This is a genomic window from Mesorhizobium alhagi CCNWXJ12-2 (assembly GCF_000236565.1).
Taxonomy (GTDB): domain Bacteria; phylum Pseudomonadota; class Alphaproteobacteria; order Rhizobiales; family Rhizobiaceae; genus Allomesorhizobium; species Allomesorhizobium alhagi.
Map to the genome: position 1 here is coordinate 1 of NZ_AHAM01000114.1, position 10,555 is coordinate 10,555.

Sequence of the window (10,555 nt, forward strand, 5' to 3'; positions counted from 1 at the left end):
CCGGCCCGCCATCGAGCAAATCCTGGCGGGGTAGAAGCTCGGCCATGCACATCCTCACCACGACATCCGCCTCGCTTGACGATCTCGTCGAGCCTGTCGATCTGCGGCAGTCGCCGGCGGATATCGTGGCGCTATCCTTCACGGACAGCGATCTGGCCGGCTTGGCGGCGGCGTGGAAAGCCGACACTGCAAACCTGCCCTCGATGCGGCTTGCCGCGCTGCGCGACCTGCGCCATCCCATGTCCGTCGATCTCTGGATCGACAGCGTCGCCGCCCACGCGAAAGTAATCCTGGTGCGCATTCTCGGTGGCTACGACTGGTGGCGCTACGGCTGCGACCGGCTGGCGGCAACCGCCCAGGAGAAAGGCATCAAGCTGGCACTGCTCCCCGGCGAATGCCGCGACGAAGATCTCCGCCTCATCGAATGCTCGACCCTGCCGCGCGCCGAACTCGACGCCCTGCTCGGCTATTTCCGCGAAGGCGGCCCGGAAAACATGCGCGGCCTTGTGCAACGGCTATCGGCGCTCGCCGGTTGCGATGCCGTAGCGAGCGCGCCCGTCTCCGTGCCGAAGGCGGGATTTTATCCGCCCGGCACAGGTGTGGTGGAGACGGTGGACAAGACAGGCTCCTTCTCCCCGTTCACGGGGAGAAGGTCCCGGCAGGGGGATGAGGGGCGGGAGCCTACATTTGCCGGGCTTGCGCAGCCCCTCATCCGCCCGTTCGAGGCACCTTCTCCCCGTGAACGGGGAGACGGAAGAGACGCCCCCATCATCCCGATCCTCTTCTACCGATCGATGCTGCTCGCCGCTGATGTCACCCCGATCGACGCGCTGGTCCACGCGCTGCGCGAGCGGGGCATGACCCCCGTACCGATATTCGTCTCCAGTCTGAAGGACCCGACCTCCGTCGCTTTCGTCGAAACCGCCCTCGCCGATCTCGCGCCTTCCGCAATCATCACCGCCACGGCCTTCGCGACCGGCGCCGAGCCCGGCGTGGAAACCCTGTTCGACCGCGCCGGCGTGCCCGTCTTCCAGGTCATCGTCGCCACGACCCGGCGCGAGGCCTGGGCGGAAAGCCAGCGCGGCCTCGCCCCGGCCGATCTCGCCATGCACGTCGTCATGCCAGAACTCGACGGCCGCATCCTCGCCGGCGCCATCGCCTTCAAAGCCGAGATCGAGGCCGACGCCGCCCTCGCCTTCAAGGCCTTCGCCAACCGCCCCGAACCCGACCGGGTGGCCCAGGTTGGCGAGCGGATCGCCGCCTTTATCCGCCTGCAGCAAACGCCGCGTGCGAAGCGAAAGCTCGCGGTCCTTATCCCGGACTACCCCAGCGCGCCCGGTCGCACCGGCTACGCCGTCGGCCTCGACGTGCCGGCAAGCGTGCTCGCTATGCTGCACGACCTGAAGCAACAGGGCTATGGCGTTGAAGGAATTCCGGAAAATTCTCGCGCGCTGCTAGACCTTTTGAACGTCGGCGGCCATGGATTGAGCCTCGAGGATTACACGCAGCTCTCCGCCGATTTGCCCTGCGAAGCGCGCAGGGCCGTCGAAGCCGCATGGGGCACGGCAGAAGCTGAGATAATTGGTGCTCCTGATGCGCCGCACCGCCCCTCATCCCCCTTCCGGGACCCTCTCCCCGTAAGAACGGGGAGAAGGGGAAGCTCCAACGCCGACGCCCCCCGCTCCCCGTCCTTACGGGGAGCGGGTAAGGGTGATAGGCGGGAGCCCAGTTCAGAAGCTGAGCAATGCGACCCTGATGGGCCAGCCTTCCCCTTCCGCGCCGCCACCTTCGGCAACATCACAGTCGCGCTCGCCCCTGATCGCGGACGCTCCGCCGATCGCCGCGCCGACTATCACGACCCCACTTTGCCTCCGAGCCATGCGCTCCTCGCCTTCGGCCTCTGGCTGCGCAAATCGCTTGGCATCCACGCCATTATCCACGTCGGCGCGCACGGCACGCTGGAATGGCTGCCGGGCAAGACGGTCGCGCTGAGCAGCGCCTGTTTTCCCGAGATCGTCACCGGCCCCCTGCCGGTCATCTATCCTTTCATTGTCAGCAATCCGGGCGAAGCAGCGCAGGCCAAGCGGCGCATAGCGGCGGTCACCCTCGGCCCCCTGCCGCCGCCGCTGGCCGAGGCCGGTCTCGACGAAAACCAGCAGAAGCTCGAGCGCCTGGTCGATGAATACGCGCAGGCCGACGGCCTCGACCGCCGCCGCCGCGACCGGCTCGCAAAACTGATCGTCGAAACCGCCGCAAAGACCGGCCTCGCCGCCGAAGCCGGCGTGGCGAAAACCGACGCGCCCGACGAGGCATTGCGCCGCATCGATGCCTGGCTCTGCGACCTCAAGGATTTCGCCATCAAGGACGGCCTGCACGTCTATGGCCGCGCGCCCGACGATGAGTCTGACGCCATGCGCCGGCAAAGCGCCGCTGCCGAACGCGACGCGCTGATCTCCGCCCTCGACGGCCGTCACATCACCGCCGGCCCGGCCGGCGCGCCGGCGCGCGGCCGCACCGACGTTCTGCCGACCGGCCGCAATCTGTTCACCGCCGACCCGCGCACAATGCCGACGCCGACTGCCTTCGACCTTGGCCGCGCCGCAGCCGCGGAGATGCTGCGCCGCTACCTGCAGGATCACGGCGACTGGCCGCGCTCGCTGGTTATCGATCTGTGGGGTAGCGCCTCGCTGCGCACCGGCGGCGAGGAAATCGCCCAGGGCCTGTTCCTCATGGGCTGCCGTCCGCAATGGGATTCTGCGACCGGCCGCGTCACCGGCATCGAAGTGCTGCCTCCTGCAACGGTCGGCCGCGCTCGCGTCGATGTCACCTGGCGCATTTCCGGCCTGTTCCGCGACATGTTCCCGACCCAGATCGCGCTGATCGACGCGGCCGCTGCCGCCGTCGCCGCGCGCGCCGAGGAGGCTTCCGAAAACCCGCTCGCCGCCGAAGCCCGTGTCACCGGAAAGGCGCCTTCGCGCATTTTCGGCTCCTCCCCCGGGACTTACGGCGCCGGCACCGAGGACATGCTGGCGCGCGGCGACTGGCAGACGCGCGAGGAAATCGGCCGCGCCTATCTGGAAGCCACGTCCCACGCCTATGGCGGCGCCGGCGGTGAAGGCGTTTCGGCGCCGGGCGCGTTCGCCACGCGGATCGCCGAGGCTGACCTGCTGGTGCACACCGGCGACGACCCCGGCCGCGACATTCTCGAAGGCTCGGCCGATGTCGCCTTCATCGGCGGCTTTTCGGCCGCGCTCGCCGCCTTGGGCAGGAACGCCGATGTCATCGTGCTCGACACCACCAACCCGGCGCGCCCGCGCCCCCGCTCGCTCACCGAAGCCGTGGCCCGCGTCGTCCGCGCCCGCGCGACCAACCCGCGCTTCATCGACGGCCAGATGCGGCACGGCCCGCGCGGTGCGTCCGAATTTGCCGAGACCGTCGATAGGCTCATCGGCTTCGCCGAAACCACCAACGCCATTCCCGGCGCTCTGATCGAGGCAGTCCACGACGCCTATCTCGGCGACGAAAAGGTCCGCGCCTTCATCCTCCGCGAAAACCCGGCGGCCGCAAAAGTCATTGCCGAACGGTTCGCCTCGGCGCGCCGGCGTGGCCTGTGGCACCCGCTGCGCAATTCCATCGACGACGACCTCGCGGCATTGATCGCCGAAGCGCAAGGCGCGCGCCCGAAGACGGCGGAGGCGGCGGAATGAACCACTTCTCCCGCCGTGGTGCCTGTCCGGCCCTTTCCGCGCCGATGCAGACCGGCGACGGCCTGCTCGTCAGGCTGAACCCGGTCACTGGAGGTATTTCGCCGAACGCGCTGATCGGCTTGTGCGAATCGGCCGCGCGCCACGGCAACGGGATCATGGAAGTCACCGCGCGCGGCAGCTTGCAGATACGCGGCCTGACCGCCGAATCCGTCCCGCTTCTGGCCGCCGAAGTCGATGCGCTCGGCATCGAAGTGCGAACCGGCGTGCCGGTGGAAACCGGGCCGCTTGCAGGTCTCGACCCGGACGAAATCGCCGACCCGCGTCCGCTGGCCGAGCGCATCCGCGCGGGCATCGAGGCTGCCGGGCTGGGAAACCGCCTCGGCCCGAAGGTGTCCGTCGTTGTCGACGGCGGCGGCCGGTTGAGCATGGACACGGTGTTAGCGGATGTCAGGCTGGTGGCCGAACGGCGGGATGGGGATGTTCTCTGGCGACTGGCGGTTGCCGGCGACGGGCGCACAGCCAGCCCGCTCGCATCGTTGCCCGAATTGGCCGCCGTCGGCGCCACGCTTGCGATCCTCGACGCCATCGCTGCGCTCGGACGGGATGGGCGGGCGAAAGATATGGAACCTGCGCATCTGGCCGCCTTGGCGCTGGCGTCGAAAAGTTCACGCTCTACGTTGCCCCCCTCTGTCCTGCCGGAAATCTCCCCCACAAGGGGGGAGATTGGGCTGTCATCTCCGCCTTCGCCAACGTTCAACGCATCAGCGAGATTGGGTGCAGCCAAAAGAGTAGCAGGAACGTCGAAGCTGCTGATCTCACCCCTTGTGGGGGAGATGTCCGGCAGGACAGAGGGGGGCGACGTCGAGCCCGAACGTCAACCGGCGCTCGCCGAACCAGATCTTTCCAGAACCGTCAGCGATTCTTCTGCTCCCATCGGCACTTTCCTCCTTACCGAAAGCCAACACGCCCTCTCCATCGCCCTGCCCTTCGGCAGCATGCCGGCCGAAATCCTCATCGCGCTGGCAAATGCCGCCGTCTCGCTCGGCGCTTCCGAAATCCGCTTCGCCCCGCGCCGCACTTTACTCGTCATCGGCCTGACCGAACCCGCCTGCGCCGAACTCCGGAGCGTCGCCGCCTCGCTTGGCTTCGTCACCGATCCCACCGACCCGCGAACGAAAATCGCTGCTTGTCCCGGCGCGCCCGCCTGCGCGTCTGGCCACATCGCAACGCGAAAGATCGCTGAAGAAATCGCAAGGACATCGGTCGACATCTTCAACTCGTCCCTTTCCCTCCACATTTCCGGCTGCGCCAAGGGTTGCGCCCATCCGGCTGAAGCATCGCTGACGCTGGTCGGCGGCGAAAAAGGAGCCGGACTTGTCGTTTCGGGAACGGCCAAGGGGCTTCCGGCGGCCTACACGCCGGGCTATGAAGCCGCGCGCGGCTTTGGCCGGATTGCCGAACTTCTCCGAAATCAGCGCAGGCCGGGAGAAACAACCGCGTCCTGTCTTGCGAGGCTGAGCGAAACCCAAGTCGCGGCAGCCTTCACCAAGGATAACAATGGCTTACGATTACATTCACGACGGCACGGCGATCTATGAGCGCTCCTTCGCGATCATCCGCGCGGAGGCGGATCTCAGCCGCTTCTCCGAGGCCGAGGCCGATGTCGCGGTGCGCATGGTGCATGCCTGCGGGTTGGTCGAGGCGGCGCAACACTTTGTTTTCTCTGAAGGATTTGTGGACGTGGCGCGAAATGCCCTGATCGCCGGCGCGCCGATCTTCTGCGATGCCGAAATGGTCGTGCGTGGCATCACCCGCGCCCGCCTGCCGGCCGACAACGACGTGATCTGCACCCTGCGCGATCCGCAAACGGCTGAAATCGCAAGGGAAATCGGCAACACCCGCTCCGCCGCCGCGATGCGCCTCTGGGGCGAGCGCATGGCCGGTTCGGTGGTCGCGATCGGCAACGCGCCGACGGCCTTGTTCTATCTGCTGGAAATGCTGCGCGACGGCGCGCCGAAGCCGGCGGCGATTATCGGAATGCCGGTCGGGTTCGTGGGAGCCGCCGAATCGAAGGACGCTCTCGCCGAAAATTCCTATGGCGTGCCCTATGCCATCGTGCGCGGGCGCCTCGGCGGCAGCGCCATCACGGCTGCGGCCGTGAATGCACTAGCGAGGCCAGGCCTTTGAATATGCACGCAAAAGGCCGCCTGGTCGGCGTCGGCACCGGGCCTGGCGACCCCGAACTTTTAACGCTGAAAGCGGTGCGCGCGCTGGCCAAGGCCGACGTGGTGGCGCATTTTTCCAAGCGCGGCAGCAACGGCAATGCGCGCGCAATCGTCGGCGCGCATCTGCGGCCCGCGTGCATAGAATTGCCGCTCGTCTATCCCGTGACAACGGAAATAGATAAGGATCACAATGACTACCGCTCCGCGATAGCCTATTTCTACGAGGAATCTGTTCACAAAGTCGCGGAGCACCTCGAAGCCGGCAGAATGGTAGCGGTTCTGTCGGAAGGCGACCCGCTTTTCTATGGGTCGTACATGCATCTTCACGTGCGCCTCGCCGATCGCTATCCGACCGAGGTCATTCCCGGCGTCACCGCCATGTCGGGCTGCTGGTCGCAGGCCGGACTGCCGATCGTCCAGGGCGACGACGTGCTTTCGGTCCTGCCAGGCACGATGAGCGAATTCGAACTGACGCGCCGACTCGCCGACACGGATGCGGCGGTGATCATGAAGGTCGGCCGCAACCTTCCCAAAATCCGGAGGGCGCTCGAGGCGACGGGCAAGCTCGCCCGCGCCGTCTATGTCGAGCGCGGCACGATGGCGAACACCGCCTCGATGCCGCTTGCTGACAAGGCGGACGACGACGCACCCTATTTCTCGATCGTGCTGGTTGCCGGCTGGGCGGGACGGCCGTGACCGGAAAGATTTTCGTCATCGGGCTCGGCCCCGGCAATGCCGACCAGATCACGCCGCAGGCAAGCCGCGCGGCGGCGGAGGCCGAGTTCTTCTTCGGCTACGGACCCTATGTCGACCGGCTGGACCTGCGGCCCGACCAGACCCGCATCGCTTCCGACAATCGCGAGGAGCTTTCGCGGGCCATGGCAGCATTGGAGAAAGCGGCCGAAGGCGCGAAGGTCGCCGTGGTCTCAGGCGGCGATCCCGGTGTCTTCGCCATGGCCGCAGCCGTTTGCGAGGCGATCGAAGCCGGCCCGAAGGAGTGGCGCGCCGTCGACCTGACGATAGTGCCCGGCGTCACCGCAATGCTCGCGGTGGCGGCCCGCATCGGCGCGCCGCTCGGCCATGATTTCTGCGCGATTTCGCTGTCGGACAATCTGAAGCCGTGGGACCTGATCGAGAAGCGGCTGCTGGCTGCCGCCGGCGCGGGTTTCGTCATCGCGCTCTACAACCCGATCAGCAAGGCCCGCCCGTGGCAGCTAGGCCGCGCCTTCGAGACGCTGCGCGGGATCTTGCCGGCAACGACGCCGGTGATCTTCGGCCACGCCGCCGGTCGTCCTGACGAGCGGATCGAAGTGTTTCCGCTTTCGAAAGCCGACCCGGAAAAGGCCGACATGGCCACCTGCGTCATCATCGGCTCGCCCGAGACAAAGATCATCGAACGCGGCGAGCGGCCCGCTTTGGTTTATACGCCGCGTTTTTCGGCCGGCTCCAGCCAATGATCGACCATTGCCAGCACCTCGCCGACGCTTGTCCCAGCCGGCACATCCGGCAAAGCGGGCCTGCGGAACAGGACCACGTCGATGCCGAGCTTTCGCGCCGCGGCGATCTTGCCGTAGGTTGCGCTGCCGCCGCTGTTCTTTGCCACGACGGCGTCGATGCGATGAGTTTTCAGCAGTTCAAGCTCGTCCGCCTCGGCAAACGGACCGCGCGCCAGAATGTAGGTCGCATCCGGCACGTCGAGCGGCGGCTCGACCGGATCGACGCTGCGGATGACATAGGCATGCTGCGGAGCCGCCGCGAACTCGGCAATCTCCTGCCGCCCGAGCGCCAGGAATATCTTTCGCGGCGCCGCGCCGAGTGCTTGCACCGCCTCGGCCGCATCGGCGACCAGCGTCCATCGGTCGCCTTCAGCCGGCTCCCATGCGGGACGGCGCAGCGCCAAGATCGGAATGCCAGCCATCCGCGCCGCCTCGGCGGCGTTGCGCGAAATGTTGGCGGCATAGGGATGCGTGGCGTCGATCAGCAGATTTATCTGCTCCTTGCGCAGATAAGCGGCCAGTCCTTCCATCCCGCCAAAGCCGCCGCTGCGCGTCGGCACGCCCTGCGGGACAGGACTTTCCGTCCGCCCGGCAAGCGACAGGGTAACGGAGACGTCACCGCGCTGCGCAAGCTTGCCGGCCAGTTGCCGGGCTTCGGTGGTTCCGCCGAGGATGAGGATTTTTTGGAGCATGCGCAGATATGTTCGTTGAACTTCGTCCCCTCGCCTTACCCGCTTCCCGACGCCACGTCAGCGAAAACAGTTAAGGCCGAGCGTTTAGCACCCCCTCACCGTCCGCTTCGCGGCCACCTCTCCCCCTGCCCGGGGGGGAGGAATCGCCAGTCGCGAACGCTGCGTTTCCTCTCCCCTACGAAGTGGGGAAGAGGTGGCCGCGAAGCGGACGGTGAGGGGGTTCTTAAGGCTGCTCGACGGGTTGCGGCCTGACATGACAAGCAACCTACAGCCCACCTCCAAATGGCTCGCCATCGTCGGCATCGGCGAGGACGGTGTGGACGGTCTTGGCGACGAGGCCAAGCGCTGCATTGCCGATGCGGAGATCATCTTTGGCGGCAAGCGGCACCTTGCATTGGCGGCTCCGTTGGTGACGGGCGAAGCGCGCGCGTGGCCGACGCCGTTCGATCCGGAAATGCGCGATGTGCTGGCGTTGCGCGGCCGGAATACCTGCGTGCTGGCCTCCGGCGATCCTTTTTTGCATGGCGTCGGCACGACTTTGGCACGTCATGTTGCTGTCGGCGAGATACGTGTGATTCCCTCGCCGTCGGCCTTTTCGCTGGCCGCAAGCCGGCTCGGCTGGGCGCTGCAGGATGTCGAGACGATCTCGTTGCATGGCCGGCCCATCGAGCTGATCCGGCCGCTCCTGCATCCAAAAACGCGCATCCTGGCTTTGACCTCCGATGCCGATGGTCCGGCGGCGATTGCAAAACTGCTGACGCACCTGGGCTTCGGCACGACCCGGCTTACCGTCCTTGAAGCGCTGGGTGGTCCGAACGAGCGGCTGCGCTCGGCGCGTGCCGATGACTTCGGTCTGGAAGAAATAAATCCGCTCAATGTCTTGGCGCTGGAAATTGATTCGTCGCGCGATGCGAGAATCCTGCCGCTAACGCCCGGCATGGCTGATGATCTGTTCGAGCATGACGGCCAGATCACCAAGCGCGAGATCCGCGCGATGACACTGGCGGCGCTGGCCCCCCGGCGCGGCGAACTGCTGTGGGACATCGGCGCGGGTTCTGGATCGATCTCGATCGAGTGGATGCTCGCCGATCCCTCGATGCGCGCCATCGCCATCGAAGCCGAGCAGGATCGCGCCGCCCGCATCCGCCGTAATGCGAGAGCCTGCGGTGTTCCCGGCCTGACCATCGTGGAAGGCCGCGCGCCAGAAGCGCTGGCCGGACTGGAAACGCCTGACGCGGTCTTCATCGGCGGCGGCGGAACCGGACGGGGCGTGATGGAAGCAGCGATTGCCGCCCTGCCCTCCGGCGGCCGGCTGATCGGCAACGCCGTCACGCTCGAGATGGAGGCGCTTCTGCTGGCGCGGCAGGTCGAGCTTGGCGGCGAGCTTACGCGCATTGCGGTTTCCCGCGCCGCTCCCGTCGGCACGATGCAGGGCTGGCGGCCGGCCATGCCGGTGACGCAATGGTCGTGGGTGAAGCCATGATCGTCGCGGGCATAGGCTGCCGCAAAGGCGTGAGCGTGGCGCAGGTGATTGCCGCCGTGGAAGCGGCGCTGGAGACGCACGGGCTCGCCATGGGCGCGCTTTCGGCGCTGGCGACCACAACGTTCAAGCGGGACGAGGAGGCGATATTTGCAGCAGGGCGGGAGCTTGGGCTGACAGTGGTTGTGGTGGAGGGTGAAAACAGCAATGGCCGCAGCTTCGCATGGCCTATTCCGCCAATCGACATCGCAGGTGATTCAAGCGAGACGCTCACGACTCCCTCCCCCTTGAGGGGAGGGATAGAGGGTGGGGGTCAACAACAAGTCGATCGTCAGCAAGCTGACACCCCTTTGCGAAGACCGGATCCCGCCATCATACCCCCACCCTCTATCCCTCCCCTCAAGGGGGAGGGGGGCATCAACGCCGCACCTTACGATCCGAGCGATAGCCGTGCCCCCGGCAGGAAGAACGAGGGCGCAAGCACCCTCACCCATTCCGAGCTGTCCCAGTCCCTCGCCGGCACGCCCTCGGTCTCCGAGGCGGCTGCGCTCGCGGCCGCGGGCGAAGGCGCGTGGCTGCTTGGCCCGCGCATCGTGGTCGGCCCGGTCACCTGCGCGATCGCAACATCGGGAGACCCGGCATGACGGTTCATTTCATCGGCGCCGGCCCAGGAGCGGCCGACCTCATCACCGTTCGCGGCAGCAAATTGCTGGAACGCTGCCCCGTCTGCCTCTATGCCGGATCGATCGTCTCGCCGGAGTTGCTGAATTACTGCGCAGCCGGGGCGAAGCTGATCGACACCGCGCCGATGTCGCTCGACGAGATCGAGGCCGAGTATGTCGCCGCGCATCAGGCCGGCCACGATGTGGCGCGCCTGCATTCGGGCGATCTTTCCGTGTGGAGCGCGGTGGCCGAACAGATCCGCCGGCTCGAAAAGCACGCCATCCCCTACACG

Annotated in this window: 8 protein-coding genes and 2 pseudogenes; 9 read left to right on the forward strand and 1 reads right to left on the reverse strand. The window is 66.8% G+C overall.

Features of this window, described 5'->3' with window-relative positions; all coding sequences use genetic code 11:
• Positions 1 to 44: 44 nt before the first annotated feature.
• The 5 genes from MAXJ12_RS13520 to MAXJ12_RS13540 are packed head-to-tail and all read left to right on the forward strand — an operon-like array spanning position 45 to position 7,389.
• Positions 45 to 3,707 carry a cobaltochelatase subunit CobN gene (locus MAXJ12_RS13520; protein WP_008836452.1) on the forward strand — a complete coding sequence of 1,221 codons (3,663 nt, stop codon included), beginning with the start codon at positions 45 to 47 and terminating at the stop codon, positions 3,705 to 3,707.
• The gene (cobG, locus tag MAXJ12_RS13525) at positions 3,704 to 5,305 is read left to right on the forward strand and encodes a precorrin-3B synthase (RefSeq protein WP_008836453.1); all 1,602 of its coding nucleotides are present in this window, start codon (positions 3,704 to 3,706) and stop codon (positions 5,303 to 5,305) included. The genes MAXJ12_RS13520 and cobG overlap by 4 nt, the downstream gene beginning before the upstream one ends.
• The gene (locus MAXJ12_RS13530) at positions 5,265 to 5,894 is read left to right on the forward strand and encodes a precorrin-8X methylmutase (protein ID WP_008836454.1); all 630 of its coding nucleotides are present in this window, start codon (positions 5,265 to 5,267) and stop codon (positions 5,892 to 5,894) included. The genes cobG and MAXJ12_RS13530 overlap by 41 nt, the downstream gene beginning before the upstream one ends.
• Before the next feature lie 2 nt (positions 5,895 to 5,896).
• On the forward strand, positions 5,897 to 6,628 hold the full coding sequence (locus tag MAXJ12_RS13535; protein ID WP_008836455.1) for a precorrin-2 C(20)-methyltransferase: 732 nt from the start codon (positions 5,897 to 5,899) through the stop codon (positions 6,626 to 6,628).
• On the forward strand, positions 6,625 to 7,389 hold the full coding sequence (locus tag MAXJ12_RS13540; protein ID WP_008836456.1) for a precorrin-3B C(17)-methyltransferase: 765 nt from the start codon (positions 6,625 to 6,627) through the stop codon (positions 7,387 to 7,389). The genes MAXJ12_RS13535 and MAXJ12_RS13540 overlap by 4 nt, the downstream gene beginning before the upstream one ends.
• Here MAXJ12_RS13540 and MAXJ12_RS13545 read toward each other — a convergent pair.
• Positions 7,353 to 8,120 carry a cobalt-precorrin-6A reductase gene (locus MAXJ12_RS13545; RefSeq protein WP_008836457.1) on the reverse strand — a complete coding sequence of 256 codons (768 nt, stop codon included), beginning with the start codon at positions 8,118 to 8,120 and terminating at the stop codon, positions 7,353 to 7,355. The genes MAXJ12_RS13540 and MAXJ12_RS13545 overlap by 37 nt on opposite strands.
• Positions 8,121 to 8,373: 253 nt before the next feature.
• Here MAXJ12_RS13545 and MAXJ12_RS13550 point away from each other — a divergent pair, with 253 nt between their 5' ends.
• From MAXJ12_RS13550 to MAXJ12_RS13565, 4 genes and pseudogenes are all read left to right on the forward strand, one after another.
• Positions 8,374 to 9,603, forward strand: coding sequence for a bifunctional cobalt-precorrin-7 (C(5))-methyltransferase/cobalt-precorrin-6B (C(15))-methyltransferase (locus MAXJ12_RS13550; RefSeq protein ID WP_008836458.1), 1,230 nt, complete (start codon positions 8,374 to 8,376; stop codon positions 9,601 to 9,603).
• Positions 9,600 to 9,788 (forward strand): annotated as a pseudogene (locus tag MAXJ12_RS13555) (cobalamin biosynthesis protein); the annotation flags it as partial. The gene MAXJ12_RS13550 and the pseudogene MAXJ12_RS13555, both read left to right, overlap by 4 nt.
• Positions 9,789 to 10,076: 288 nt before the next feature.
• Positions 10,077 to 10,244: pseudogene (locus MAXJ12_RS38825) on the forward strand (cobalamin biosynthesis protein); the annotation flags it as partial.
• The coding region (locus MAXJ12_RS13565) for an SAM-dependent methyltransferase (RefSeq protein ID WP_008836460.1) at positions 10,241 to 10,555 on the forward strand (315 nt) is incomplete at its 3' end. The pseudogene MAXJ12_RS38825 and the gene MAXJ12_RS13565, both read left to right, overlap by 4 nt.